The sequence below is a fragment of the Kitasatospora sp. NPDC093550 genome, assembly GCF_044764985.1.
Classification (GTDB): domain Bacteria; phylum Actinomycetota; class Actinomycetes; order Streptomycetales; family Streptomycetaceae; genus Kitasatospora.
In genome coordinates, this window is record NZ_JBIWJF010000035.1 from 21,541 (window position 1) to 47,425 (window position 25,885).

Below are 25,885 nucleotides of genomic sequence, written 5' to 3' on the forward strand. Positions count from 1 at the left end.
GCTCGTCACCCGGGGGTGACGAGCGTCCCGCCGGGCGGGGAGCGGACGCGGAAGCCACGATGAACGACGGGTGAACACCCCTTCACGGAATCGCATCGACCGACCTCCGGAGGCCCCCGAACGGGACCGGCGGGAGGGGGGGCGCGGAAGGCTCTCGCACACCGGTCCGAGAATGTGTCAGATTGTTCAACTCGCCTTACGGCAAAGGTCATCCCGGGGACCGGACCCGCCTCGTCGTTACGCGCCGGTAATGCCTAGTCTCAGCACTATGCGCCGAGCAAAAATCGTCTGTACCCTCGGGCCCGCCACCGACTCGTACGACCAGATCAAGACCCTGGTCGACGCCGGGATGGACATCGCCCGACTCAACCTCAGCCACGGCACGCACGCCGAACACGAGGAACGCTACCGCCGCGTCCGCAAAGCCGCCGACGAGACCGGCCGCAGCGTCGGAGTCCTCGCCGACCTCCAAGGCCCGAAGATCCGGCTCGACACCTTCGCCCACGGGCCGGTACTCCTCGAACGCGGCGACGAGTTCACCATCTCCACCGACAACGGCGTCGTGGGGGACAAGGACATCTGCGGCACCACCTACTCCGGACTCGCCGGCGACGTCAGCCGCGGCGAACGCATCCTCGTCGACGACGGCCGCGTCACCCTCGAAGTCGTCGACGTCGACGGACCCCGGGTGCGGTGCCTCGTCATCGAAGGCGGCCTGGTCTCCGACCACAAGGGCCTCAACCTCCCCGGCGTCGCCGTCTCCGTCCCCGCACTCAGCGACAAGGACGTCGCCGACCTGCGGTGGGCGCTGCGCACCGGCGCCGACCTCGTCGCGCTCTCCTTCGTGCGGAGCGGGCGCGACATCGAGGACGTCCACCGGATCATGGCGGAGGAGGGGCGCTTCGTCCCCGTGATCGCCAAGATCGAGAAGCCGCAGGCGGTGGAGAACCTCGAATCCGTCGTCGACGCCTTCGACGGCATCATGGTGGCCCGCGGCGACCTGGGCGTGGAGATGCCCCTCGAACAGGTCCCGCTGGTCCAGAAGCGCGCTATCAAGCTGGCCCGCCGCAACGCCAAGCCGGTCATCGTCGCCACCCAGATGCTCGACTCGATGATCAACGCCTCCCGGCCGACCCGCGCCGAGGCCTCCGACGTCGCCAACGCCGTCCTCGACGGGACGGACGCGGTGATGCTCTCCGGGGAGACCTCCGTCGGCAAGTACCCCGTCGAGACGGTCAGGACCATGGGCCGGATCATCGAAGCCGCCGAGAACGACATCCTCGCCGCCGGCCTGCCCCCGCTCACCGCCGGCAGCAAGCCGCGCACCCAGGGCGGCGCCGTCGCCCGCGCGGCCGCCGAGATCGGCGACTTCCTGCACGCCAAGTACCTGATCGCCTTCACCCAGTCCGGCGACACCGCACGCCGGCTGACCCGCTACCGCTCGCCGATCCCGGTGCTCGCCTTCACCTACGAACCGGCCGTCCGCAGCCAACTCGCCCTCACCTGGGGCGTGGAGACCTTCCTCGGCCCGTTCGCCCCTACGACGGACCAGATGGTCGAACAGGTCGACGCGGCGCTGCTGTCGCTGGGCCGCTGCCAGAAGGGCGACATCGTCGTCATCACCGCCGGATCCCCGCCCGGCCTCGCCGGCTCCACCAACCTCGTCCGCGTCCACCACGTGGGGACGTTGGACGCCTGAACCCCCCCGGTCGCGGCGCGGCCCCGGTGGGGTCGCGCCGCCGTCAGCACTTCGGGCCGATGTGGGCGTCCATGAGGGCCACGGAGTCCTTGCGGGCGACGGAGATGTTGAAGCCGCCGTTGGACCGTGAGGCGTGCTTCCACTGGACGCCGACGGCGTCGAGGGTGGCGGTGAAGAGGCCGATGATGTCGGCCGAGGTGTTGGTGAAGAAGTACCGCGGGTACTCGTAGCGCTTCGTGACACCACCGACCGTGCGGGTCGCCCAGTTGGTGATGCGGCAGCCGTCGGAGTGGATCAGGCCGCGCAGGAACTCCCAGGGGTGGGCGTCCACGATCTCCTGCTGCCAGGGCTCCAGGGCTATGGTGCGCTCGTGCTTCTTGCCGGGGCCGTGCTGCGGGAAGAGGCAGGTCAGGTGGTTCGAGTAGACCTTGACGTCGCGACAGCCGGTTCGGCGAACGCGGCAGGGTGTGTTGTTGGGGAGGACCTGACGCATGGCCTGCTCGACGGAGTCCATGATCCCTGGCCACTTTTCGTCGCAGGTGACCTGGAGACTCTGGGTCCGGCGGTAGTCGTTGGGAAGCAGGATGTGGCCGTCGCCGAGGTAGAGGCCCAGGAGGTAGGCGTACGCGGAGCGGTTCAACCGGTCGCCGTAGCAGTGCGGGCAGGTGGAGCGCTTGCGGCCGGGGAGTTTGCCGCGCTTGGCACGGTCATGGTGTTTCCATGCACCGATCGTTCCGGTGGGAACGCCGAGTCGGCGGGCCACCTCGGCGTTGCGGACGCCTCGACGGAGCAGGAGGACGGCTTGGTCACGAGTGGATCGCACTGCCATACGGGTGATCGTGAACACCATGCGCTGAATGCGCGGGCGAATGAGGTGGTTGCCACCCGAACGGATGAAGCCCGTCGGCCGCCGGATCGTCCTAGACGGCTTCTGAATCGAAGGAAAAGTACCCCGGGTGGGATTCGAACCCACGCTGTCGGCGGTTTGAGCGCCGTGCCTCTAACCTCTGGGCTACCGGGGCATCCACAGATTCGAAGGTTACCCCCCGACCCTGCGAAACCAAACATACCGTGTCTAGGTACCCTCGTGCATGCAGTACCCCGCCGGAACGAGGAGCCCCGTGAGCACCGCCGACGAGCAGGCCCAGCCGCTTGAGACCGATACGCCCCAGATCACCCGGATCGTGATCGCCGAGGACGAGGCGCTGATCCGCCTCGATCTGAAGGAGATGCTGGAGGAGGAGGGGTACACCGTCGTCGGCGAGGCCGGGGACGGGGAGACGGCGGTGAAGCTCGTGGAGGAGCTGAAGCCGGATCTGGCGATCTTCGACGTGAAGATGCCGGTGCTGGACGGGCTGTCGGCCGCCGAGCAGATCCACGAGAAGCACCTGGCCCCCGTGCTGATGCTGACCGCGTTCTCGCAGCGGGAGCTGGTGGACCGGGCGCGGGACGCGGGGGCGATGGCGTACATCGTGAAGCCGTTCTCCAAGTCCGACCTGGTGCCGGCGATCGAGATGGCCGTGTCGCGGTACACCGAGATGCGGGCGCTGGAGAAGGAGATCGGGGATCTCACCCAGCGGCTGGAGACCCGGAAGCTGGTGGACCGGGCGAAGGGCGTGCTGCAGAGCAAGTTCGGGCTGAACGAGCCGGCCGCCTTCCGGTGGATCCAGAAGACCTCGATGGACCGGCGGATGACGATGGCGGCGGTGGCCGAGGCGGTCATCGAGGAGGGCGAGGCCCAGGACCGCAAGAAGGCGGAAGAGGGCAAGTCCGAGTAGCGCGACGACGAAGGGCCCGGCGGATGCTTCCGCCGGGCCCTTCGGGTGTTCGGGGTCAGTCCTCGCCGAGGTAGGCCTTGCGGACGGACTCGTCGTGCAACAGGTCCGCACCCGTCCCGGAGAGGACGACGCGGCCGGTCTCCATGACGTAGCCCCGGTCGGACAGCGACAGTGCCGCCTGGGCGTTCTGCTCGACGAGCAGGATGGTGGTGCCGGTCGACTTGAGCTCGACGATGGTCGCCATGATCTTCTGCATCATCAGCGGGGACAGGCCCATCGAGGGCTCGTCCAGCATGAGCAGCTTGGGCTGGGACATCAGTGCCCGGCCCATGGCGAGCATCTGCTGCTCGCCGCCCGACAGGGTGCCCGCGGCCTGCTTGCGGCGCTCGCCGAGGATGGGGAACAGGGTGTAGGCGCGTTCGACGTCGGCGGCGATGCCGGCGGTGTCGGTGCGCAGGAAGGCGCCGAGGAGGAGGTTCTCCTCGATGGTCATGCGGGGGAAGATGTGCCGGCCTTCGGGGGAGTGGGCGAGGCCGAGCGAGACGATCTTGTGGGCGGGGACGGTGCTCAGGTCCTGGCCGTCGAAGGTGATCCGGCCGGCGGTGGGCTTGAGCAGGCCGGAGAGGGTGCGCAGGGTGGTGGTCTTGCCGGCGCCGTTGGTGCCGATGAGGGTGGTGACCTCGCCCTGTTCGACGGTGAAGCTGATGCCCTTGACGGCTTCGATCTTGCCGTAGGCGACGCGGAGGTCCTCGACCTCGAGGAGCGCGGTCACTTGGTGTCCTCCGGTGTTGCGGGGGCGGGGGCGGTTTCTTCGAGCGGGGCCCCGAGGTAGGCGGTGATGACGCGTTCGTCGTTCTGGACGGTTTCGCGGTCGCCTTCGACGATCTTCTGGCCCTGGACGAGCACGGCGGTGCGGTCGCAGAGGTTGAAGATGAAGCGCATGTCGTGCTCGATGACCAGGATGGAGATGCCCCGGTCGCGGATGGCGAAGACGAGTTCCTCGGCGGCGCGGGTCTCCTGGGGGTTCATGCCGGCGGTGGGCTCGTCGAGGAGGAGCAGGCCGGGGTCGGAGGCGAGGGCGCGGGCGATCTCGAGCTTGCGCTGCTCGCCGTACGGGAGGTTGCGGGCGAGGTGGTCGGCCTTCTCGGCGAGGCCGGTGAACTGCAGGAGTTCCATGGCCTTCTCGCGGCTCTCGGCTTCGGCGCGGTGGTAGCCGGGGCCGCGGAGGATGGCGGAGAAGATGCCTTCCTTGGTGCGGGTGTGGCGGCCGACGAGGACGTTCTCCAGGACGGTCATGTTGGCGAAGAGCCGGATGTTCTGGAAGGTGCGGGCGATGCCGGCCTGGGTGACCAGGTGGGGCTTGGGGGGCAGGACGACGTCGCGGTAGCGGACGGAGCCCTCGGTGGGGACGTACAGGCCGGTGAGGCAGTTGAAGAAGGTGGTCTTGCCGGCGCCGTTGGGGCCGATGAGGCCGATGATCTCGCCCTCGCCGACGGTGAGGGAGACGTCGTTGACGGCGGTGAGGCCGCCGAAGCGCATGGTGACGCCGGTGACTTCGAGCAGGGGGGTGGCGGTGGTGGTCATCGGGTCGGTCACGCCCCTGCCTTGGTGAGTGCGGTCGGCTCGCCGGTGGGCTGGGCCGGGATGGCGGCCTCGTGGAACTCCAGCTGCCGGCGGCGGTTGGGGATGAGGCCCTCGGGGCGGACGCGCATCAGGACGATGAGGGCGATGCCGAAGGCGAGGAGCTGGTAGTCGGCGAGGAATTCGAGCTTCTTCGGGATGAGGAAGAGCAGGGTGGCGCCGGCCAGCGGTCCGCTGATGGTGCCCATGCCGCCGAGGATGACCGCGGCGAGCAGGAAGGCGGAGTTGGGCGGGAGGGCCTCGGCGAAGGTGTACTGGTCGGGGGTGACGGTGTAGCTGACGTGGGCCTGGACGGTGCCGGCGAGGCCGGCGAGGCAGGCGCCGAGGGCGAAGGCGAGGAGCTTGAGGCGGAAGCCGTTGATGCCCATGGCTTCGGCGGCGGTCTCGTCCTCGCGGATGGCGACCCAGGCGCGGCCGATGCGGGAGTTGCCGACCCGGGCGAAGACCAGGACGACCAGGGCGGTGACCAGGAGCATCAGCAGGTAGTAGTTGGAGAACCGGCCGAGTTCGATGCCGAGGACGGTGTGCGGCTTGCCGAGGTTGAAGCCGAGGATCTCCAGGTCGGGGATCCGCGGGATGCCGTTGGAGCCGTTGGTGACCTTGGGGCCGGTGGTGCCGTTGAGGTTGAGCATGGTGATGCGGAAGATCTCGCCGAAGCCGAGGGTGACGATGGCGAGGTAGTCGCCGCGCAGCCGCAGGGTGGGGGCGCCGATCAGGACGCCGAACACCATGGAGACGACGGCGCCGGTGAGCATCGCGGCCCAGAACGGGAACTGGACGTGGATGGGCGAGGCGGGGGAGCCGGAGACCAGGGCGGCGGCGTAGGCGCCGACGCCGAGGAAGGCGACGTACCCGAGGTCGAGCAGGCCGGCCAGGCCGACGACGATGTTGAGGCCGAGGGCGACGGTGGCGAAGATCAGGATGTTGGTGGCGACCGAGGTGTACTGGTCGCTGCTCTGGGTGAAGGGGAAGCTGGCGGCGGCGGCGAAGGCGGCGCCGGTGGTGACCGGGCGGTGCTTGACGGTCAGCGCGCGCAGCCGGGCGATCAGGCCGGAGCGGGTGAGGGCGGCGACGGTGGGGGCGGCGAACAGCAGGTAGCAGATGAAGAGTTCGCCGTACTCGGTGTCGATGCCGAAGGTGATCGCGAAGAGGCCGAGCCCGAAGGCGAGGACGATCAGCAGGACCTCGACCCAGGAGGGCAGGGCGCGCGGCGCGGTCGGCGGGCGCTCGACGGTGCCGAGGCGCAGCCAGGTGTTGGCGAGGTGGCCGAGCTGGAGGAGGAGGACGGCGCCGGTGGCGATGGCCACGCCGCCGGCGAGGGCGGTCATGACGGGGGCGACGGGCTTGTCGTCGGGGATGGCGTGGGCGCCGAGCCAGACCAGCGGGGCGGCCGGGACGAGCAGGAAGAGCCGCTTGTCGACGATGCGCAGCGGGACGGCGGTGCGGCGGTCGAGGGGGAGGCCGAGGGCGCCGAGGACGGTGAGCAGGCCGCCGGCGGCGAGGACCCAGCCGCCGGGTTCGAGGTTGACGAGGCCGTCGAGTTCGACGGCGATGGAGGCGACGGAGTAGGCGCTGACGGCGAGGGCGGCGGTGGCGGCGTACAGGACGGCGTTGTTGCTGCCGGAGGGGGCGGCCCAGCGCAGGCCGGGGACGCCCTGGCCGGCGAGCAGCAGGACGAGGGTGAGGAGGCCGGCGGCGAGGGCGAGCCACTGGAGGCCGGCCGGGGAGCCGTAGTAGGTGAGGTCGCCGGGGAAGTCGGAGGTCCAGGTCCAGGACATGGCGGCCGAGGCGGCGGTGGCGAGCGCGCCGAGGCCGGTGAGGGCGGCGGCGGCGCGGGCCGGCAGGGGGATGACCGGGGTGGTCTCGGTGGTCGTGGTGGTCATGGTGGTCACGCCCTGTCCGCGACGCGCTCGCCGAGCAGGCCCTGGGGCCGGACGAGGAGCACGAGGATGAGGAGAACGAAGGCCCAGACGTCCTTCCAGGCGCCGCCTCCGAAGAGGTGCATGCCGGGCAGGTGCTGGATGTAGCCGGTGGCGAGGGCTTCGGCGAGGCCGAGGGCCAGGCCGCCGAGCATGGCGCCGTAGATGTTGCCGATGCCGCCGAGGACGGCGGCGGTGAAGGCCTTGAGGCCGAGGATGAAGCCCATCCGGAAGTCGATCTGGCCGCTGCGCAGGCCGTAGGCGACGGCGGCGACGGCGGCGAACGCGGCGCCGATGGCGAAGGCCATGACGATGATGCGGTCGGTGTCGATGCCCATGAGCTTGGCGGTGTCGGGGTCCTGGCTGGTGGCCTGCATGGCGCGGCCGGAGCGGGTGCGGGTGACGAACCAGCCGAGGGCGAGCATGCACAGCGGGGCGGCGATGATCAGGAAGAGGTCGCTGCGCTGGATGGAGACGGAGCCGAGGCTGAAGGGGTCGCCGGGGATCTTGGGGAAGACCCGGGCCTTCTTGGCGTCGGGGTAGAAGGAGAAGACCAGCTGCTGCAGGAGGATGGACAGACCGATCGCGGTGATCAGCGGGGCGAGGCGGGGCGCGTTGCGCAGGGGGCGGTAGGCGAACCGCTCGGCGGCGACGGCGGTGAGGGTGGAGACCAGGACGCCGGCGATCAGCATCAGCGGTAGGGCCAGCCAGAGGGTGGTGCCGCCGGGGAGGGCGAGGTAGGCGGTCAGGGCGCCGAAGCCGCCGACCATGACGATCTCGCCGTGGGCGAAGTTGATGAGCTGGACGATGCCGTAGACCATCGTGTAGCCGATCGCGACGAGCCCGTAGAGGGCGCCGAGGATCAGGCCGTTGGCCAGCTGCTGCGGTAGGTCGTGCACCGCTGGGCCTCCGTAGTGCGTTCGGGGGTGTCCGCGTGGGTGGTGGATGTGGGGGCGCGCGGGGGCACTCGTGGCGCCCCCGCGCGCTGTGGTGGTGCTGCCGGACCGGTGCTGACGGAGGGTCAGCCCTTGAAGGTGCCGGACTTCTCGACGGCCCACTTGCCGTCCTTGACGGCGTAGACGGTGAGCTGCTTGTTGGTGGTGTCGCCGAACTCGTCGAAGGAGACCTTGCCGGTGACGCCGTCGAAGGTGACCTTCTGGACGGCGTCGCGGACGGCGGCGCGGTTCGGGACCTTGCCGTTGTTGTCCTTCACGGCCTGCTTGACGCCCTGGATGATGGCCCAGGCGCTGTCGTAGGAGTAGCCGCCGTAGGTCTCGTAGGCGTCCTTGTAGCCGGCCGCCTTGTAGTCGGCGATGTACTTCTTGGCGGTGTCGAGGGTCTCGACGGGCAGGCCGACGGCGGTGGCGTAGTCGCCCTGGCTCTTGGGGTTGAGCTTGATGTAGTCGCCGCTCTGCATGCCGTCGCCGCCCATCAGCGGGATGCTGACGCCGGCGTCCTTGAGCTGGAGGGAGAGCGGTCCGGCGGCGGGGTACTCGCCGCCGTAGTAGACGGCCTCGGCGCCGGAGCTCTTGACCTTGGTGACGATGGCGGCGAAGTCGCGGTCGTCGGGGTTGACGTGCTCCTCGCCGACGATGGTGCCGCCCTGCTTGGTGAACTCGCCCTTGAAGGTGGCGGCGAGGCCGGCGCCGTAGGTCTTCTGGTCGTCGATGAGGAAGACCTTGGTCTTCTTGGCGTCGTTGTAGAGGAACTGGGCGGCGAACGGGCCCTGGATGGCGTCGGTGGTGGCGGTGCGGAAGTAGGACTTGAAGGGGCGCTTCTTCTCGCCGCTGGCCCACTTCTCGCCCTGGCTGAGGGCGACGCCGGTGTTGGCGGGGGAGATCTCGGCCAGGTTGGCGTCGTCGAAGATCTGCTGCATCGACTGCGCGACGCTGGAGTTGAGCGGGCCGACCACGCCGAGGACCTTGGGGTCGCCGACCAGCTGGGTGGCGTTCTGCTGGCCGGGGGCGGGCTTGCCGGTGTCGTCGAGGGCCTTGATCTCGAACTTGACGCCGGGGACCTCGTTGGTCTCGTTGGCCTTCTTGACGGCGAGGTCGACGGAGTTGCGGATGCCGAGGCCGAGGGCGGAGAGGTCGCCGGTGAGCGGGGCGTCGACGCCGATGACGACGGTGGTGGAGCCGCTGTTGTCCTTGCCGCCGGCGGTGTCGCCGGTCTTCGCACCGCGGGAGCCGCAGGCGCTGAGGCTGAGGGCGCCGATCACGGCAATGCTCACGACAATGGCAGAACGATGACGCACGAGGGTCCCCTTCGGTTCAGGAGGCGCCCGCGCCGGAGTGGCGGGAGCCGGAGTGCGCGGAGGGCCGGGCCCTACGGTTGGCGCGGTGACTGGCCGTGACTCTAGATGTCGTGGGGCGGCTCGGGCAGTGCTGCGGGCATGCTGTGATTCTCTTGTTATGAGCACACGGAGCAGTTGTCTCAGCATGTGGTCGTTTCGGTTCGATCGATCCGCCGCTTTCGGGTGTTTACCCGCTGGTAGGAGGATGTAAGGCCCAGAAATGCAGGTTGCAGCTGGCGTTGCCGATAATCGGACAGCCGAGTCCGATTCCCGGGTTTCGGCCTTGCACGTCCGTATTGCGGACGATCCGGGCGCGGTGAAGTGAACCCGGGGTGGCGAAGGGCCCCGGAAGTGTCGGGTGCGTGGATTTCCTGTCTGTTACGCAGCGTTACAGGCGCGGGATGTCATCGGCGCGCCCGGGCATGCGAACGCCCCCTTGTTCGACCAACGCCTGCCCAGGGCGGTCGGTGGTCAAACAAGGGGGCGGACAAGGGATTTGATGGGGCGTCTTGTGAACTCGCCGCAGGTGTCGGCCCGTTAGGGCGGTCCGGCGGACGCTGCCGGACTCCGGAGCGTGTCCGGCCCGGCCCGTCCTAGAGGTCGCGCAGCATGCAGGTCAGCCGGCAGCTGGTGATCCGGCGGCCGGTGTCGTCGGTGATCGCGATCTCGTAGGTGGCGGCGGTGCGGCCCTTGAACACGGCCGTCGCCACCCCGGTGACCAGCCCGGAGGTCGCCGAGCGGTGGTGGGTCGCGTTGAGGTCCACGCCGACCGCGTACCGGCCGGGGCCGGCGTGCAGCATCGCGCCGATCGAGCCCAGCGTCTCGGCCAGCGCCGCGGACGCGCCGCCGTGCAGCAGGCCGTACGGCTGCTGGTTGCCCTCCACCGGCATGGTGCCGACCACGCGGTCGCCGGAGGCCTCGACGATCCGGATGCCGAGCTTCTCGCCGAGGTGCCCGCCGGAGAAGGTCTCGGGGGTGACGCCGAGCTTGGCGAAGTGGTCCAGCACCTCCTGCGGGACGTCGAGGACGGGGGCGGTGTCGGGGACCGCATCGGTCATGGGGAGCTCCTGCCGCTCGGGGATGTGCCGCCTGTGATCGTACGACCGTCCTACTCGCAGGTAGCAGCGGCCGCCGAACCGGCGCGGCGCCCCTTTTGTCGGTGCCGGGCCATAGGATCGGTGGCCGGAAGTGGAATCGGCAGGAACGGACGTTGACGTGGCTACGCAGAGTACGGACAAGGGCGCGACGGGTGGCGGCGGAGCCGGTGCGCGGCCCCGGCTGATGCTGCTCGACGGGCACTCGATGGCCTACCGGGCCTTCTACGCCCTGCCCGTGGAGAACTTCAACACCTCCACCGGGCAGCCCACCAACGCGGTCTACGGCTTCGCGTCGATGCTCGCCAACACCGTCCGCGACGAGCAGCCCACCCACCTCGCCGTCGCCTTCGACCTCTCCCGGCAGACGTTCCGCTCCGTCGAGTTCCCCGACTACAAGGCCAACCGGGCCAAGACGCCGGACGAGTTCAGGAGCCAGGTCGGCCTGATCGGCGAACTGCTCGACGCCATGAACATCCCCCGGCTCACGGTCGAGGGCTTCGAGGCCGACGACATCATCGCCACCCTGGCCACCGCCGCCGAGGCGGCCGGCTACGACGTCGACATCGTCACCGGCGACCGCGACTCGCTGCAGCTGGTCACCGACCACGTCACCGTCCTGTACCCGACCAAGGGCGTCTCCGAGCTCACCCGCTTCACCCCGGAGAAGGTCACCGAGAAGTACGGCGTCACCCCGCGCCAGTACCCGGACCTCGCCGCGCTGCGCGGGGACCCGTCCGACAACCTGCCCGGCATCCCCGGCGTCGGCGAGAAGACGGCCGCCAAGTGGGTCAACCAGTTCGGCTCCTTCGACGAACTCGTCTCCCGCGCCGACGAGGTGAAGGGCAAGATCGGCGAGAAGCTGCGCGACCACCTCGACTCGGTCAAGCGCAACCGGGTGCTGACCGAGCTGGTCCGCGACGTCGAACTCCCGCTCGGCGTCGCCGACCTGGCCCGCACGCCGTTCGACAAGGCCGCCGTCGGCACCCTGATGGAGTCGCTGGAGTTCCGCAACGCCAACTTCCGCGACCGGGTCTTCGGCATCGACCCGTCCGCCGGCGAGGAGGAGGCCGCCGAACTCGCCCCCGGCGTCGAGGTCGACGGCGAACTGCTCACCGACCCGGGCACGCTGGCCTCCTGGCTGCGCGAGCACGCCTCCGACGGCAAGACCACCGTCGCGCTGGCCGCCGTCTACCAGTGGGCGCTCGGCTCCGGCGAGGTCACCGAAGTGGCGCTCGCCGCCGGGGAGTCGGCGGCCTGGTTCGACCCGGCGCTGCTCGCCGAGGAGGACGAGCGGGCCTTCGCCGACTGGCTCGCCGACCCGGCCGCCCCCAAGGCCCTGCACATCGCCAAGCAGGTCATGCGCGCCTTCGCCGAGCGCGGCTGGACCGTCGAGGGCGTCGTCGCCGACACCGCCCTCGCCGCCTACCTGGAGAAGCCCGGCCGCCGCACCTTCACCCTGGAGGTGCTCGCCGAGGAGTACCTGGCCCGCTCGCTCGCCCCGGCCCCCGCCGCCGAGAGCGGCCAACTCGCCTTCGACGCGCCGGAGGAGGACCCGACGGCGCACGCCCAGGCGCTGATGCTCCAGGCCCGCGCCGTGCTCGACCTCGCCGCGCACTTCGACACCCGGCTCGCCGAGGTCGGCGCCACCGAGCTGATGCGCGACATGGAGCTGCCCATCGCCGCCCTGCTCGCCCGCATGGAGCGCTACGGCATCGCCGCCGACCGCCCCTGGCTCACCACGCTGGAGACGCGGTTCGCCGCCGAGATCCAGCGCTGCGTCGAGGAGGCGCACGCCGCCGCCGGTCACGAGTTCAACCTCGGCTCGCCCAAGCAGCTCCAGGAGATCCTCTTCGGCGAGCTCGCCCTCCCCAAGACCAAGAAGATCAAGACCGGCTACACCACCGACGCCGACGCGCTGACCTGGCTGGCCACCCAGACCGACAACGAGCTGCCGGTCATCCTGCTGCGCCACCGCGACCAGGCCAAGCTGCGCACCACCGTCGAGGGCCTGCTCAAGACCGTCTCGCCGCAGGGCCGGATCCACACCACCTTCAACCAGATGGTCGCCGCCACCGGCCGGCTCTCCTCGCAGGACCCGAACCTGCAGAACATCCCGGTCCGCACCGAGGAGGGCCGTGCCATCCGCCGCGCCTTCATCGTCGGCGAGGGCTACGAGTCGCTGCTCACCGCCGACTACTCGCAGATCGAACTGCGGATCATGGCGCACCTCTCCGAGGACGAGGCGCTGATCGAGGCCTTCGCCTCCGGGGAGGACCTGCACACCACCGTCGCCTCCCAGGTCTTCGAGGTCCCGGGCGCCGCCGTGGACGCCGAGATGCGCCGCAAGATCAAGGCGATGTCCTACGGCCTGGCGTACGGGCTGTCCGCGTACGGGCTCTCCCAGCAGCTCGGCATCAAGCCGGCCGAGGCGCAGGGCCTGATGGACACCTACTTCGAGCGCTTCGGCGGCGTGCGGGACTACCTGCGCCGGGTCGTCGACGAGGCCCGCGCGACGGGGTACACCGAGACCCTGCTCGGCCGCCGCCGCTACCTGCCGGACCTCAACAGCGACAACCGCCAGCGCCGCGAGATGGCCGAGCGGATGGCCCTCAACGCCCCGATCCAGGGCTCGGCCGCCGACATCGTCAAGATCGCCATGCTCCGGGTGGACGAGGCGCTGCGCGCGGCCGGCCTCACCTCGCGGATGCTGCTCCAGGTCCACGACGAAATCGTCCTGGAGCTGGCCCCCGGCGAGCGCGAGCGGGTCGAGGCGGTCGTCCGCGAGCAGATGGCGGGCGCCTACCCGCTGCGCGCCCCGCTGGACGTCTCGGTCGGCGTCGGCGCGAACTGGGAGGCCGCCGCGCACTGACGCGGCGTGCGGTACCCGGCGGGCCCGGACGCGTGGAGCGTCCGGGCCCGCCGTCGTCCGCAGCCCCGGGCGGCCCGGCCGGATCGCGGGGAACCGGCCCCTACGACGGGTCAATGTCGTACTACCGTAGGCCCAATGACAACAGGAGCCACATCGACCGACCAGCCCGTCTCGCTCGCCGAGGCGCCCACGCGCCAGGCCCGCAACTCCGCCGCCTTCTGGACCGCGACCGGCCTGAGCCGGGGCCACACGGTGATCCGGCGCCGCGGATTCGTCGCGGTCGACGGCGACGACCGTGCGGGCCTGCGGGTCCTGATCCAGGAGCCGGACCTCGACCCGGGCGAACTGGCCGAGGTGGGCGAGCTGGTCCGCGGGGCCAAGGGGACGGCCTACGTCGAGGACCCGTTCAGCGCGACCGACCTGAGCCACCTGGGCCTGCGCAACTGGCAGATGCCGGTCATGCTGCGCCTGCCCGGGCCCGTCGAGGAACCGGCGCTGGAGGTGATCCGGGTGGAGCGGCCCGAGGACCTCCAGGCGGCCGAGCGGGTCGTGATCGAGGGCTTCGAGCTGGACGGCTTCCAGCCCCACCGCCCCGGCGAGCTCTTCCCGACGGCGCTGATCGAACAGCCGGGCGTGGACGTGTTCATCGCCTCGATCGACGGCGAGGCCGCGGGCGCCGGCGTCAGCGTCCTGGCCGACGGCGTCGGCAGCCACTACTGGATCAGCACCTCCTCGGCCTTCCGCTCGCGCGGCGTGGGCCGGGCCGTCATGCTCGGCGCCCTCGCGCACCTGGCGGAGCTGCCGGCCACGCTCACCGCCTCCAAACTGGGCAGGCCGCTCTACGAGTCGCTGGGCTACGCCGTCGCGTCGCCCTCGACCTGGTGGGCCTCTCCTGCGGCGGACGCGTAGCGATCAGGCCCGCCGGCCCGGCGGTGCCCGGGCCGCACGGGAAGTCGGCGGGGCCGACTTCCCGTGCGGCCTGACCGGTCGGGCGACGTACCGCTCGTGTCCGATGACACGCTCCCAGGCGGGCTCGAACGGGCAGGAGGTCATCCTCACCGAGGCCGGGACCGGCTCGTCGATCTGATTTCGGGTCAAAACTCGTGCGCGTCGGTCAGGTTGACCGCGTCGGGACTCTGGTCGGTCCCGTCCGGCGGTCCTACGCTCCCGGCATGGCTCTGAACGACCTCCTGCGCACCGGCCCCGCCTCGACCGACATCGTCCTGCGCACGGGCGGCGGCACGCGGCGCACTGTGCTGTGGTACTGCCTGACGGCCGTCAGGAACGCGCTGATGGCGCCGGTGGTCCTCTTCGCGCCGACCTTCCTGACGGCGTTCTTCCTGTGGCTCCTCGACGCGAGCGGGGGCACCGTCGTCACGGTGGTCGGGGTGATCGTGGGGGTCGAGTACCTGCTCGCCGTCCCGCTGCTGGCCTGGACGGAAGTGAGCACCGTCCACCGGATCGAGTTCGCTCCGCCCGAGGCGGCGGAGCGCTTCCGGTTGGTCCGGGGCGGGCGCCCCGATGAGTGGTGCCCGCTGACGCGGCTGCCCGCCGTTCGGTTGGAGCGCAGCATCACGGAGCCCTACGAGGGCGATCCCGTGCCGGTCGAGGAGACGCTCGTCGGACGGTTCGACTTCACCGGCGAGCAGGTGGACTGGAAGCCGCCTGCCGGCACCGACGCGGAGCGCCTGCGGAAGGCCCTGACCGCGCTGCTCGGCCCCGCCGGCGTCAAGGTCGAGCTGACCACCAAGCGCGGCGTGCGGCCCAAGCCCTCGTCGGCGTCCTCCTCGCCGTGGATCTCCGGGGGATCGGGCTCGGCGAACGCGGGCGGCTGCTGAACGTCACCGTGGAAGCTCTGCGTCATCGCCTGGCCGGTACCGAAGTTGACCCTTCAAAGGCCTCGGAGGACTGGACGAAGCACCGGTGACAGCCGGAGGTTCGTGCGCGTAGCGTGGAGGGAGCTGGTCGACACGGGATCGACCCGACGGTGACCGCGCGTGCCCGAGACGCGACGGTCCCGGTCCCTGAGACCGAGGAGGACGCATGTCCAGGGAAATGCTCTTCTACCGGGCCGGCGACGGCCTGATAGCGACAGGAAGGCTCGGCACTGACGGCATCTTCGCCGACTTGGCCGACGGAAAGCTCGCCCCGAACTGGACGCACATCGTGCCGGTGGGGCGGGAGCTGTTGTTCTACCGTGCGGGCGACGGGGTGATCTCGACCGGGCGGATCGACACGAACGGGATCTTCGCCGAGCTGGCCGAGGGCGGTCTGGCACCGGCCTGGACGCACATCGTGCCGGTGGGGCGGGAGTTGCTGTTCTACCGTGCGGGCGACGGGGTGATCTCGACCGGGCGGATCGACACGGACGGGATCTTCGCCGAGCTGGCCGAGGGCCAGTTGGCCCCGAACTGGACGCGCATCGTGCCGGTGGGGCGGGAGTTGCTGTTCTACCGTGCCGGTGACGGGGTGATTTCCACGGGCAACCTCAGCGTCGCCGGCATCTTCGCCGAGCTGGCCGAGGGCGGTCTGGCGCCGGCCTGGACGCACATCGTGCCGGTGGGGCGGGAGCTGTTGTTCTACCGTGCGGGCGACGGGGTGATCTCGACCGGGCGGATCGACACGGACGGGATCTTCGCCGAGCTGGCCGAGGGCGGTCTGGCACCGGCCTGGACGCACATCGTGCCGGTGGGGCGGGAGTTGCTGTTCTACCGTGCGGGCGACGGGGTGATCTCGACCGGGCGGATCGACACCGAGGGGATCTTCGCCGAGCTGGCCGAGGGCGGTCTGAACCCGGACTGGACCAGCATCACCGCGCTGACAGCCTGAGCACCCGTCACTTCCGCGCGTTGGCGCGCTTGGTGGGTTCCGCCGTGGTCGGGTCCTCGGGCCAGGGGTGGCGGGGGTAGCGGCCCCTGAGGTCGGCGCGGACGGCGTGGTAGCCGTTGCGCCAGAAGCCCTCGAGGTCGCCGGTGACGGCGGCGGGGCGGCCGGCGGGGGAGAGGAGGTGGATGGTCAGCGGGACGCGGCCTCCGGCCAGGGTGGGGGTCGCCGTCCAGCCGAAGAGCTCCTGCAACTTGACGGCCAGCACCGGGCGTTCGGTGGTGTAGTCGACGCGTATCTTCGAGCCGCTGGGGACGGTGATGCGTTCGGGGGCGAGTTCGTCGAGGCGGCCCGCCTCGCCGCTCGTCCAGGGGAGGAGGCGCTGGAGGGCGGCGGTCGTGTCGATGCGGGCGAGGTCGGCGCGGCGCCGGGCGCGGGAGAGTTCGGGTTCCAGCCACTCCTCGGCGCGGTCGAGGAGGGCCTCGTCGCTGACGTCGGGCCACGGAGCGCCGATGGCGGTGTGCAGGAAGGCCAGGCGTTCGCGGAGGGTGGACGGGAAGGTCAGGAGGGTGCTCACGCCCTCGCGGCCGAGGCCTTCGAGGAGGGCCGCCCGGACGAGGGCGGGGTCGGGGCGGTCGAGGGGCTTCTCGGAGAGTTCGACGGCGCCGAGGGAGTCGACCCGGCGGGAGACGACGTCGCCGCGCCGGGTGTCCCAGTGGACCTCTTCGCGCCCGGTCAGCAGTGGTGCGCCGGCGAGCAGGGCGGTGGCCTCGTCCAGCGCCGCGGCGTGCAGGACGCGGGCGGAGGGGGAGCCGGCCGGTCGGTCGGCGACCGCGACGGCGAGCCAGGGCAGCGCGCCGAGCCGGGTGTCGGGGGCGAGTTCGGCGGCGGTGCCGGAGGCCATCAGGTAGGGGCTGCGCTCGCCGGGGGCGGGCTTGTCGACGCGGGCGCGGGCGATCCGCTCCGGGAAGGCGAGGGCGACGACGAGACCGACGGCGGTGGAGTCGGGCAGGGCGGTGGCGGGTTCGTCGCCGGCGGCGCGCTGCAGCCGGCGGACCTCCTCGCGCCAGCGTCCGGCGTAGGGGTCGCGGGAATCCTTCACACCGCGCCAGACCGCGCCGAGGTCGTCGCCCAGCGCCCGCGGCGGCTCCTCGGAGAGCAGCGCGACCACCTCGGCCGCGCGCCGCGCACCGACGGCGGGAGCGCCGTCGACCAGGGCGCGGGCGAGCCGGGGGTGCAGTCCGGTGCGGGCGAGGCGGACGCCGCGCGGGGTGGCCCGGCCGTCGGCGTCCACCGCGCCGAGGGCCCGGAGGGTCTGCCGGGCGGCGGCCATCGCCCCCGCCGGGGGCCGGTCGGGCAGGGCGAGGCCGGTGGCGTCCGGGTCGCCCCAGCAGGCGGCCTGGAGGGCGAACGGGGTGAGGTCGGCGAGGGCGATCTCGGGGGTGGGGAAGCGGGTCGCGCGGGCGTCCTCGGCCTCGTTCCAGCAGCGGTAGACGGTGCCGGGGGCCTCGCGCCCGGCCCGTCCGGCGCGCTGGCGGGCGGCGGCCAGCGAGGCGCGGACGGTGACCAGTCCGGCCAGTCCCCGGGCGTGGTCGGTGCGGGGTTCGCGGGCGAGCCCGGCGTCGACCACGACCCGTACGCCGGGCACGGTCAGCGAGGACTCGGCGACGGCGGTGGCGAGCACCACCCGGCGGCCCTCCCCGACGGACAGCGCGGCGTCCTGTACGGCCTGCGGGGCGCGGCCGTGCAGCTGCAGGACCTCGGCGCCGACGGAGCCCAACTGCCCCGCCACCCGGGTGATCTCGCCGACGCCGGGGAGGAAGCAGAGCACGTCGCCCGCCCGCTCGTCCAGGGCCCGCCGCACGGTCGCGGCCACGTGGTCGAGCAGGGCCGGGTCGACCCGGGTGCCGTGCGCGGGGCGGACGGCGCGCGGCGGCGGCGCCCACACCACGTCCACCGGGTGGGAGACCCCGTGCGCCTCCACCACCGGGGCACCGTCGAGGAGTTCGGCCCAGGCCTCGGTGTCGGAGGTGGCCGAGGCGCAGACCAGCCGCAGCTCGGGTCGCAGCGCGGCGCGGACGTCCAGCAGGAAGGCGAGCGCGGTGTCGGCGTCCAGGTGCCGTTCGTGGCACTCGTCCAGCACGACCACGTCCACCCCGGGCAACTCCTGGTCGCGCTGCAGCCGTTGGAGCAGCACCCCGGTGGTGACGACCTCCACCACGGTGTCCGGGCCGACCCGGCGGTCCCCGCGCACGGTGTAGCCGACCCGGCCGCCCACGGACTCGCCGAGCAGCCAGGCCATCCGCCGGGCGGCGGCCCGGACGGCGAGCCGGCGCGGCTCGGCGACCAGCACCCGCCGCACCGGACGCCCGGGATCGAGCAGCCCCGCCAGGGCGAGCGGGACGAGCGTGGTCTTGCCGGTGCCGGGCGGGGCGGCGAGGACGGCGGTGCCGGGCCCGTCCAGCGCGTCGTGCAGCGCGGGCAGGGCGGTGCGGACGGGCAGGTCGCGCCAGGCCGGGTTCATGGAGCGGCTCAGCCCCGCTCGGTGACGAAGATCGCCGTGCCGGGGATCAGCCGCCCCCGCAGCGGGGACCAGCCGCCCCACTCCTGCTCCAGCGCGGCGGGCCACTCGGGCTCCACCAGGTCCACCAGCCGGAAGCCCGCGGCGACGAGTTCGCGGACCCGGTCGCCGAGGGTGCGGTGGTGCTCGACGTAGGTGGCGCGGCCCTGTTCGTCCTCCTCGACGTACGGGGTGCGGTCGAAGTAGGAGGACATCGCGGTGAGGCCCTCGACGCCGGGCTCGTCGGGGAAGGCCCAGCGGATCGGGTGGGTCACCGAGAACACCCAGCGCCCGCCGGGCCGCAGCACCCGGTGCACCTCGCGCATCAGCGCCCCGGTGTCGGCGCTGAACGGGACGGCGCCGTAGGCGGAGCAGGCGAGGTCGAAGGAGCCGTCGGCGAAGGGCAGCACGGCTGCGTCGGCCTGGACCACCGGGACGGGCGGGGTGCCGCGGCCGAGGTCGATCCGGCGGGAGTGCTGGAGCTGGCGGTGGGAGATGTCCAGGGCGACGGGCCGGGCGCCGCGGCCGGCCAGCCAGCGCGAGCACTGGGCGGCGCCGGCGCCGAGCTCCAGGACGTCCTTGCCGGCGACCTCGCCGAGCAGGCGGGCGTCGGCCTCGTCGAGGCCCTCGGGGCACCAGGTGAAGCGGTCGTCGCCGAGGAACTCGCCGTGCTCGTCCTGGTACTCGTCGGCGTTGCGGTCCCACCAGTGCCGGCTGGCCCGGCTGCTCTCCCCGGCCCCGGCCTCGCGCCGCACGGCGTCGTCGCCGTCCTCCTCCTCGACCTGCGCCGGGGAGGTGTCAAGATCGTGCAGGGACGGGTGGGGGGTGGTGGCCACGGTGACAATGCCCATCGCGTAGGGTATGGAGTGCGGAAGCGCCGCTGCCGCGAACCGGGCCCGTGAGGGGCCGGATCCTGGCGGTGGCATCCGGGGAAGGGCTCCTTCGGGCGCCACCGAGAGGTGCGCAATCGGAGGATATGGCCTGATCCGTACCGGGCTCCACCGTCTTGCCTCTTCTGGCGTTGACCGTGCCTGGCCGTCCCCGTATGCTACAAGTTGCGCTGCGGGCCTGCGCGCCTCGGACGGAGCAGGTCGCGCTCGCATCTGTCGAAGACCCCACGGTCGCAAGACGGACGCCGGTTCTCGTTGTTCACGGGATCACCGGTGCGCCGTGTTCTTGGCTGTCCGGCTTTCGGTGGGAGCGATACGGGCCCTCCGCGTGGCATTACCTACGACTTTCATGTCCGTACCGGAGCCCTTTTCCTAATGACGAGCCCCACCGACTCCTCCCTCAGCACCACCCCGCAGGTCGCGGTCAACGACATCGGCGACGCGGACGCGTTCCTCGCCGCGATCGACGAGACCATCAAGTACTTCAACGATGGCGACATCGTCGAGGGCGTCATCGTGAAGGTCGACCGTGACGAGGTGCTCCTCGACATCGGTTACAAGACCGAGGGCGTCATCCCGTCCCGCGAGCTCTCGATCAAGCACGACGTTGACCCGCACGAGGTCGTCGCCGTCGGTGACAACATCGAGGCCCTGGTTCTCCAGAAGGAGGACAAGGAGGGTCGTCTCATCCTGTCCAAGAAGCGCGCTCAGTACGAGCGTGCCTGGGGCACGATCGAGAAGATCAAGGAAGAGGACGGCATCGTCACCGGTACCGTCATCGAGGTCGTCAAGGGTGGTCTCATCCTCGACATCGGCCTCCGCGGCTTCCTCCCCGCCTCGCTCGTCGAGATGCGCCGCGTCCGCGACCTCCAGCCCTACGTGGGCAAGGAGCTCGAGGCCAAGATCATCGAGCTGGACAAGAACCGCAACAACGTGGTCCTGTCCCGCCGTGCCTGGCTGGAGCAGACCCAGAGCGAGGTCCGCCAGACCTTCCTCACCACCCTGCAGAAGGGCCAGGTGCGCTCCGGCGTCGTCTCCTCGATCGTCAACTTCGGTGCCTTCGTGGACCTGGGTGGCGTCGACGGCCTGGTGCACGTCTCCGAGCTGTCCTGGAAGCACATCGACCACCCGTCCGAGGTCGTCGAGGTCGGCCAGGAGGTCACCGTCGAGGTTCTCGACGTGGACATGGACCGCGAGCGCGTCTCCCTGTCGCTGAAGGCGACCCAGGAGGACCCGTGGCAGCAGTTCGCCCGTACCCACCAGATCGGCCAGGTCGTCCCGGGTAAGGTCACCAAGCTGGTTCCGTTCGGTGCGTTCGTCCGCGTGGACGAGGGCATCGAGGGTCTGGTCCACATCTCCGAGCTGGCCGAGCGCCACGTGGAGATCCCGGAGCAGGTCGTCCAGGTCGGCGACGAGATCTTCGTCAAGGTCATCGACATCGACCTGGAGCGTCGTCGCATCAGCCTGTCGCTCAAGCAGGCCAACGAGGCCCTGGGTGCCAACCCGGCCGAGGTCGAGTTCGACCCGACCCTGTACGGCATGGCCGCCTCGTACGACGACCAGGGCAACTACATCTACCCGGAGGGCTTCGACCCCGAGGCGAACGACTGGCTGCCCGGCTTCGAGAAGCAGCGTGAGGAGTGGGAGCGCCAGTACGCCGAGGCGCAGGCCCGCTTCGAGCAGCACCAGGCCCAGGTCATCAAGAGCCGTGAGGCCGACGCCCAGGCCGCCGAGGAGGGTGGCGACGCCGTCGCCGCCGCCGCCGGTGGTTCCTACTCGTCCTCCAGCGACGAGGGCTCCGGCGCCCTGGCCTCCGACGAGGCCCTGGCCGCCCTGCGCGAGAAGCTGGCCGGTGGCCAGAGCTGAGGCTCTCGCTTCCCGCTAGCCGATAGCTAGCAGGTGGGCCCCATCCGGGAATTCCCGGATGGGGCCCATTTGGTTTTCCGCGCTGATTTATGCGCCTTACAACTGATGTGTTCTTTATGTGAAGGGAAATGTGAGATGAGGCTCATTGCCCTTCTATAGGCCGAAGTTCGGGTTGCGCCTACATTGAGTGGAGCTGCCCGAAAGGCTCCTTCATGCGCAACCCCTCCTCCGCTGACGCCCCCGCCGCCGTGGTCGGCGGCCGGCTCGCGGCCCTCGGCCGGTTCTGCTTCCGCCACCGTCGCTGGGTGCTCGGCTTCTGGGCCGTCGTCCTGGTCGTCGGCGTCCTGATCGGCGGCCGGGTCTTCGAGGGCTCGGTGGCCGGAGCCTCCTCCGCCTCCGCCGAGGCCGACCGGGGCAGCGCGGTGGTCGCCGCGGCCGACCCGGCCAAGGGCACCGTCACCGCCGTGGTGGACGGCAGGCCGGTGGACGATCCGGCGGTCAAGGCCGCCGTCGAGAAGGCCACCGCCGAGATCGCCGGACTGCCCGGGGTCTCCTCCGCCCTCGACGCCTACGGCACCGGCCCGGCGCCGGCCGCGCTGCGGTCCGCCGACGGCGCGGCGAGCCTGGTCACCGTACGGATGGCCGACACCTCCACGCAGGCGCAGACCGACGCCGTCACCGAGCGGCTCACCGCGCTGAACGGCGCGGGCGGGGCGCACGTGACCGTCGGCGGGGACCTGGTGCTGCAGCAGGAGGTCAAGAAGCAGACCGAGCGGGACACCCGCTTCGGCGAGATGGTGACGCTGCCGCTCACGCTGGTCGTCATGGTGCTGGTCTTCGGCGGGCTCGCGGCGGCCTCGCTGCCGGTGATCGGGGCGGTCGCCTCGGTGGGCGGCGCGCTGCTGGCCATGTTCGGGTTCAGCCGGATCATGGACATCGACACCAGCGTGCTGCCGATCGCCACGGTGCTGGGGCTCGGCCTCTCGATCGACTACGCGCTGCTCATGGTGAATCGTTTCCGCGAGGAACGCGGCCACGGCGCTGACATCGCCGCCGCCGTCGAGCGCACCGCGGCGACCGCGGGCCGCACCGTGGCCTTCTCCGGACTGACCGTGGCCGTCGCGCTGTCCGGTCTCTTCGTCTTCACCAGCCCGGTGCTCGGCGCGGTGGCCGCGGCCGGGGTGAGCGTCGTGGTGATCGCCGTCGCCGCCGCGCTGACCCTGATCCCCGCCCTGCTCGGCTTCGCCGGCTCGCGGATCAAGGCGCCCGCCGCGCCCGTACCGGACGAGGGCTTCTTCAGCCGGACCGTCCGGAGGGTCCGCAAGCGGGCGGTGGCGGTCGCGCTCGCCTGCGTGGCGCTGCTGATGGCGGCCGGGGCGCCGTTCCTGCACGCCGAGATGCGCAGCTCCGGTGCGGCCGTGCTGCCCGCCTCCTCGGCCGGGCGGCAGGTCGCCGAGACCGTCGACCAGCGCTTCCCGCAGGCCTCGGCCGCGCCGATCACCGTGGTGGTCGAGGGCGGGGCCCAGGTCGCCCAGGCGTACGCGGACGAGGTGGTCGCCAAACTGCCCGGGGTGAGCGGGGTCCGGGCGGTGAGCCCGGTGAACGACGCCGTCTCCACGATCGACGTGCTGGTGCACGGGGACCCGCAGGGCGGGCAGGCGAAGCACGTGGTGGAGGAGCTGCGGGCGGACCGCGGCGGACTGAGGACCTACGTCACCGGCGGCGCGGCCTCGGTCGTGGACTTCCAGGACGAGCTGGTGTCGCGCGGGCCGTGGGCGCTCGGACTGGTCGCGGCCGGGACGCTGGTGCTGCTGTTCCTGATGACCGGCTCGGTGGTGATGCCGGTCAAGGCGCTGCTGATGAACCTGCTCTCGCTGGGCGCCTCGCTCGGCGCGCTCACCCTGGTGTTCCAGGACGGGTACTTCAGCGGGCTCCTCGGGTTCAGTCCCACCGGCGGGCTGGAGACCTTCATCCCGGTGCTGGTCTTCGCCTTCGCCTTCGGGCTGTCGATGGACTACGAGGTGTTCCTGCTCGCCCGGATCAAGGAGCTGCACTCGCGCGGGTACAGCTGTACCAAGGCGGTGGAGCTCGGTGTCCAGCGCAGCGGTCGGATCATCACCTCGGCGGCGCTGCTGATGGTGATCGTCTTCGCCGGGTTCGCGCTCGGGGACATGCTGATGGTCAAGCAGATGGGCATCGCGCTGGCCGTCGCCGTGGCGGTGGACGCCACCCTGGTGCGCTGTCTGCTGGTGCCGGCCGCGATGAGCCTGTTCGGCGAGTTCAACTGGTGGGCGCCCGCGCCGCTCAAGCGGCTGCACAAGCGGTTCGGGCTGAGCGAGCACGTGGATCTGCCGGAGATCAGGGCGGCGGTGCTCCCGGGGCAGCGGCCGGCGGTCGAGTCGGCGGCCGGGGCGGCAGGCCATGGGCCCGTGGCCGGGGCGCCGGTGCGCGAGTCGGGCGCCGGTGAGCCGGTGGGCCCGGGCCTGGTCGGTTCAGCGCAGCCGGTCTAGCAGGGCGACGGCGTCCCGGAGCCGGTCCCGTTCGACGGGGGTGAGCCGGGCCTCGATCGCGGTGGCGATGTGGTGCTCGCGGCGGGCGCGCTGGTCGAGCAGGGCGGTGCGGCCGGCCCCGGTGGCGGCGACGAGCTGCTTGCGGCCGTCGGTGGGGTGGGGCTGCTGGGCGACCAGGCCGGCCTCGGCCATCAGGGCGACGGTGCGGGCCATCGACTGGTGCCGGACGTTCCGGCGGTCGGCGAGTTCGGCGACGGTGTAGGAGCACTCGTCGCGGACCAGCAGGCCGAGCACCGCGGCCTGGTTCGGCGGCAGGTCGTCGCCGTCGCGCAGGGCGCGGACCAGTCCGCCGAGGGCGGTGCGCAGGTCGGCGGCGAGTTCCAGGGTGTCGGGGTGCGGGGCTTCGCTGGGCATGGGAGCAGTCTATCCGGAATTCCTACAGCATTGCTGTACAGCTTTGCTGTAGGGTTTCGGCATGCGAATCACCAAGTTCGGTCACGCCTGCGTCCGCGTCGAGCACGGGGACACCACCGTCGTCGTCGACCCCGGGGCCTTCACCGACCCCGCCGCCCTGGCCGGGGCGGACGCCGTCCTGATCACCCACGAGCACATGGACCACTTCGAGGAGTCCCGGCTGCGCGCCGTGCTGGAGGCCGACCCGGCGCTGCGGGTGTGGACCAACAGCGCTGTCGCCGCCCAGCTGGAGGGCGTCGCCCAGCGGGTGTCGGTGGTCGGGGAGGGGGACGCCTTCGAGCTCGGCGGGTCCGGTGGGCTCGGTGTCTCGGTGCACGGCGAGTGGCACGCGGTGATCCACCCGGACATCCCGCGGGTGCGCAACATCGGCTTCCTCTTCGACGGCCGGCTCTTCCACCCCGGTGACGCGCTGACCGTGCCGCCGCACACCGTCGAGACGCTGCTGCTGCCGATCGGCGCGCCCTGGACCAAGGTGTCCGAGCTGGTCGACTACGTCCGCGAGGCGGGCCCGCGCCAGGCGGTGCCGGTGCACGACGCGGTGCTCAGCCCGATCGGGCTCGCCGTGCACACCCGGCTGGTCGGCACCGAGGGGCCGGGGGGTGCCGCCCTGCACACGCTGGGCGAGCGCGAGAGCCTCGACCTGGGCTGACGGGTGGTGACGGGCCGGGCGCCGACCGATGGAGGGGCTCGGGCGTCGACCGGTGCTGACGGGCCCGGTCGCGCGCCGGTAGCCTGACGCCATGCTGAAGATCGGACTGACGGGTGGCATCGGCGCGGGCAAGAGCGAGGTGTCCCGGCTGTTCGCCGCGCACGGCGCGGTGATCGTGGACTCCGACCTGATCGCCCGTGAGGTGGTGGCCCCCGGGACGGACGGCCTGGCGGCCGTGGTCGCCGAGTTCGGCCCGGAGGTGCTGCGGGAGGACGGCACGCTGGACCGCCCGGCCCTCGGGGCCGTCGTGTTCGCCGATCCGGAGCGGCTGAAGGCGCTGAACGCGATCGTCCACCCGCTGGTCCGGGCCCGCTCCGCCGAGCTGGAGGCGGCGGCCGCGCCCGACGCGGTGGTGGTGCACGACGTGCCGCTGCTGGCCGAGAACGGGCTGGCGCCGCTGTTCGACCTGATCGTGGTGGTCGACGCGGCCGACGAGGTGCGGCTGGACCGGCTGGTGCGGCTGCGCGGAATGGCCGAGGAGGAGGCCCGGGCCCGGATGGACGCGCAGGCCTCGCGGGCGGACCGGCTGGCGATCGCCGACCTGGTGATCGACAACGGCCGGGGGCTGGCGGAGCTGTCGGCCCGGGTCGACGAGGTGTGGGCGGAGCTGGCGGAGCGCGCGGCCGCCTCCTGACCCGGTCGTGTGCGGCGGGACGTCGGATCCACCGACGTCCCGCCGCGTGTCCGCGGGGCTCGCCGGGCCTCGCCTTCCGGCGGGCAGGGCAGGCTCCGAGTGGCCGGGAAGGGGCTGTCGAAA

At 71.6% G+C, this 25,885-nt stretch carries 20 protein-coding genes and 1 tRNA gene; 10 read left to right on the top strand and 11 right to left on the bottom strand.

All coding sequences use genetic code 11. From position 1 onward, the window contains the following. The first annotated feature begins 268 nt into the window (after positions 1 to 268). A complete protein-coding gene (pyk, locus tag ACIRD3_RS35270) occupies positions 269 to 1,699 on the top strand; it encodes a pyruvate kinase (protein ID WP_402224794.1) in 1,431 nt (476 codons plus the stop codon). A 43-nt stretch (positions 1,700 to 1,742) separates the two neighbouring features. Here the strand turns inward: pyk and ACIRD3_RS35275 are convergent, their stop codons facing one another. Further along, positions 1,743 to 2,528: a helix-turn-helix domain-containing protein gene (locus tag ACIRD3_RS35275; RefSeq protein WP_402224796.1), complete on the bottom strand. Its 786-nt coding sequence runs from the start codon at positions 2,526 to 2,528 to the stop codon at positions 1,743 to 1,745. A gap of 119 nt (positions 2,529 to 2,647) precedes the next feature. Further along, positions 2,648 to 2,721, bottom strand: a tRNA-Leu gene (locus ACIRD3_RS35280). A 99-nt stretch (positions 2,722 to 2,820) separates the two neighbouring features. Here ACIRD3_RS35280 and ACIRD3_RS35285 point away from each other — a divergent pair. Continuing rightward, positions 2,821 to 3,477, top strand: coding sequence for an ANTAR domain-containing response regulator (locus ACIRD3_RS35285; protein WP_402224799.1), 657 nt, complete (start codon positions 2,821 to 2,823; stop codon positions 3,475 to 3,477). Between the two features lie 55 nt (positions 3,478 to 3,532). Here ACIRD3_RS35285 and ACIRD3_RS35290 read toward each other — a convergent pair whose 3' ends face one another. The 6 genes from ACIRD3_RS35290 to ACIRD3_RS35315 all read right to left on the bottom strand — a co-directional run bounded on the left by ACIRD3_RS35290 (position 3,533) and on the right by ACIRD3_RS35315 (position 10,388). Next, a complete protein-coding gene (locus ACIRD3_RS35290; RefSeq protein WP_402224802.1) occupies positions 3,533 to 4,249 on the bottom strand; it encodes an ABC transporter ATP-binding protein in 717 nt (238 codons plus the stop codon). Next, positions 4,246 to 5,061, bottom strand: coding sequence for an ABC transporter ATP-binding protein (locus ACIRD3_RS35295; protein ID WP_402224886.1), 816 nt, complete (start codon positions 5,059 to 5,061; stop codon positions 4,246 to 4,248). Before ACIRD3_RS35295 ends, ACIRD3_RS35290 begins: the two co-directional genes overlap by 4 nt. A gap of 8 nt (positions 5,062 to 5,069) precedes the next feature. Next, positions 5,070 to 7,001, bottom strand: coding sequence for a branched-chain amino acid ABC transporter permease (locus ACIRD3_RS35300; RefSeq protein ID WP_402224889.1), 1,932 nt, complete (start codon positions 6,999 to 7,001; stop codon positions 5,070 to 5,072). A 5-nt stretch (positions 7,002 to 7,006) separates the two neighbouring features. Beyond that, positions 7,007 to 7,936 carry a branched-chain amino acid ABC transporter permease gene (locus tag ACIRD3_RS35305; protein WP_402224804.1) on the bottom strand — a complete coding sequence of 310 codons (930 nt, stop codon included), beginning with the start codon at positions 7,934 to 7,936 and terminating at the stop codon, positions 7,007 to 7,009. Between the two features lie 122 nt (positions 7,937 to 8,058). After that, positions 8,059 to 9,291 carry a branched-chain amino acid ABC transporter substrate-binding protein gene (locus tag ACIRD3_RS35310; RefSeq protein ID WP_402224807.1) on the bottom strand — a complete coding sequence of 411 codons (1,233 nt, stop codon included), beginning with the start codon at positions 9,289 to 9,291 and terminating at the stop codon, positions 8,059 to 8,061. Between the two features lie 632 nt (positions 9,292 to 9,923). Further along, positions 9,924 to 10,388 (bottom strand): PaaI family thioesterase, encoded by a 465-nt coding sequence (locus tag ACIRD3_RS35315; protein WP_402224810.1) that lies wholly within the window; start codon positions 10,386 to 10,388, stop codon positions 9,924 to 9,926. Between the two features lie 223 nt (positions 10,389 to 10,611). Here ACIRD3_RS35315 and polA point away from each other — a divergent pair, with 223 nt between their 5' ends. From polA to ACIRD3_RS35335, 4 genes are all read left to right on the top strand, one after another. Next, positions 10,612 to 13,296: a DNA polymerase I gene (gene polA, locus ACIRD3_RS35320; protein WP_402224892.1), complete on the top strand. Its 2,685-nt coding sequence runs from the start codon at positions 10,612 to 10,614 to the stop codon at positions 13,294 to 13,296. Between the two features lie 135 nt (positions 13,297 to 13,431). Then, positions 13,432 to 14,205 (top strand): GNAT family N-acetyltransferase, encoded by a 774-nt coding sequence (locus ACIRD3_RS35325; RefSeq protein WP_402224812.1) that lies wholly within the window; start codon positions 13,432 to 13,434, stop codon positions 14,203 to 14,205. A gap of 263 nt (positions 14,206 to 14,468) precedes the next feature. Next, complete coding sequence (locus ACIRD3_RS35330) at positions 14,469 to 15,134, top strand: hypothetical protein (RefSeq protein WP_402224815.1); 666 nt, start codon at positions 14,469 to 14,471, stop codon at positions 15,132 to 15,134. Positions 15,135 to 15,339: 205 nt separating this feature from the next. Then, a complete protein-coding gene (locus ACIRD3_RS35335) occupies positions 15,340 to 16,125 on the top strand; it encodes a hypothetical protein (protein ID WP_402224817.1) in 786 nt (261 codons plus the stop codon). A gap of 7 nt (positions 16,126 to 16,132) precedes the next feature. On the opposite strand, the gene hrpB is transcribed toward ACIRD3_RS35335, so the two are convergent. After that, the gene (gene hrpB, locus ACIRD3_RS35340) at positions 16,133 to 18,643 is read right to left on the bottom strand and encodes an ATP-dependent helicase HrpB (RefSeq protein WP_402224820.1); all 2,511 of its coding nucleotides are present in this window, start codon (positions 18,641 to 18,643) and stop codon (positions 16,133 to 16,135) included. 8 nt (positions 18,644 to 18,651) lie between these two features. Next, positions 18,652 to 19,530: a class I SAM-dependent methyltransferase gene (locus ACIRD3_RS35345; RefSeq protein ID WP_402224823.1), complete on the bottom strand. Its 879-nt coding sequence runs from the start codon at positions 19,528 to 19,530 to the stop codon at positions 18,652 to 18,654. Positions 19,531 to 19,944: 414 nt separating this feature from the next. Here ACIRD3_RS35345 and rpsA point away from each other — a divergent pair, with 414 nt between their 5' ends. Together rpsA and ACIRD3_RS35355 are read left to right on the top strand one after the other, a co-directional pair. Continuing rightward, positions 19,945 to 21,435, top strand: a complete 1,491-nt coding sequence (gene rpsA / locus ACIRD3_RS35350) for a 30S ribosomal protein S1 (protein WP_402224825.1) — start codon at positions 19,945 to 19,947, stop codon at positions 21,433 to 21,435. Positions 21,436 to 21,647: 212 nt separating this feature from the next. Then, positions 21,648 to 23,945, top strand: coding sequence for an MMPL family transporter (locus tag ACIRD3_RS35355; RefSeq protein ID WP_402224827.1), 2,298 nt, complete (start codon positions 21,648 to 21,650; stop codon positions 23,943 to 23,945). Here ACIRD3_RS35355 and ACIRD3_RS35360 read toward each other — a convergent pair. After that, positions 23,928 to 24,359, bottom strand: coding sequence for a MarR family winged helix-turn-helix transcriptional regulator (locus ACIRD3_RS35360; protein WP_402224828.1), 432 nt, complete (start codon positions 24,357 to 24,359; stop codon positions 23,928 to 23,930). The genes ACIRD3_RS35355 and ACIRD3_RS35360 overlap by 18 nt on opposite strands. Before the next feature lie 61 nt (positions 24,360 to 24,420). Between ACIRD3_RS35360 and ACIRD3_RS35365 the strand changes: the two genes are divergently transcribed. Beyond that, positions 24,421 to 25,068 carry an MBL fold metallo-hydrolase gene (locus ACIRD3_RS35365; protein WP_402224831.1) on the top strand — a complete coding sequence of 216 codons (648 nt, stop codon included), beginning with the start codon at positions 24,421 to 24,423 and terminating at the stop codon, positions 25,066 to 25,068. A 91-nt stretch (positions 25,069 to 25,159) separates the two neighbouring features. Continuing rightward, on the top strand, positions 25,160 to 25,762 hold the full coding sequence (coaE, locus tag ACIRD3_RS35370; protein ID WP_402224833.1) for a dephospho-CoA kinase: 603 nt from the start codon (positions 25,160 to 25,162) through the stop codon (positions 25,760 to 25,762). Positions 25,763 to 25,885 lie beyond the last annotated feature (123 nt).

Excerpts from the sequence above, each read along its gene's own strand:
- ACIRD3_RS35365 (WP_402224831.1), top strand. The coding sequence starts at position 24,421 with ATGCGAATCACCAAGTTCGGTCACGCCTGCGTCCGCGTCGAGCACGGG.
- ACIRD3_RS35325 (WP_402224812.1), top strand. The coding sequence starts at position 13,432 with ATGACAACAGGAGCCACATCGACCGACCAGCCCGTCTCGCTCGCCGAG.
- pyk (WP_402224794.1), top strand. The coding sequence starts at position 269 with ATGCGCCGAGCAAAAATCGTCTGTACCCTCGGGCCCGCCACCGACTCG.
- ACIRD3_RS35295 (WP_402224886.1), bottom strand. The coding sequence starts at position 5,061 with ATGACCACCACCGCCACCCCCCTGCTCGAAGTCACCGGCGTCACCATG.
- ACIRD3_RS35300 (WP_402224889.1), bottom strand. The coding sequence starts at position 7,001 with ATGACCACCACGACCACCGAGACCACCCCGGTCATCCCCCTGCCGGCC.
- polA (WP_402224892.1), top strand. The coding sequence starts at position 10,612 with ATGCTGCTCGACGGGCACTCGATGGCCTACCGGGCCTTCTACGCCCTG.
- rpsA (WP_402224825.1), top strand. The coding sequence starts at position 19,945 with ATGACGAGCCCCACCGACTCCTCCCTCAGCACCACCCCGCAGGTCGCG.
- ACIRD3_RS35315 (WP_402224810.1), bottom strand. The coding sequence starts at position 10,388 with ATGACCGATGCGGTCCCCGACACCGCCCCCGTCCTCGACGTCCCGCAG.
- ACIRD3_RS35275 (WP_402224796.1), bottom strand. The coding sequence starts at position 2,528 with ATGGCAGTGCGATCCACTCGTGACCAAGCCGTCCTCCTGCTCCGTCGA.
- hrpB (WP_402224820.1), bottom strand. The coding sequence starts at position 18,643 with ATGAACCCGGCCTGGCGCGACCTGCCCGTCCGCACCGCCCTGCCCGCG.
- ACIRD3_RS35360 (WP_402224828.1), bottom strand. The coding sequence starts at position 24,359 with ATGCCCAGCGAAGCCCCGCACCCCGACACCCTGGAACTCGCCGCCGAC.
- ACIRD3_RS35345 (WP_402224823.1), bottom strand. The coding sequence starts at position 19,530 with ATGGGCATTGTCACCGTGGCCACCACCCCCCACCCGTCCCTGCACGAT.
- ACIRD3_RS35330 (WP_402224815.1), top strand. The coding sequence starts at position 14,469 with ATGGCTCTGAACGACCTCCTGCGCACCGGCCCCGCCTCGACCGACATC.
- ACIRD3_RS35355 (WP_402224827.1), top strand. The coding sequence starts at position 21,648 with ATGCGCAACCCCTCCTCCGCTGACGCCCCCGCCGCCGTGGTCGGCGGC.
- ACIRD3_RS35335 (WP_402224817.1), top strand. The coding sequence starts at position 15,340 with ATGTCCAGGGAAATGCTCTTCTACCGGGCCGGCGACGGCCTGATAGCG.
- coaE (WP_402224833.1), top strand. The coding sequence starts at position 25,160 with ATGCTGAAGATCGGACTGACGGGTGGCATCGGCGCGGGCAAGAGCGAG.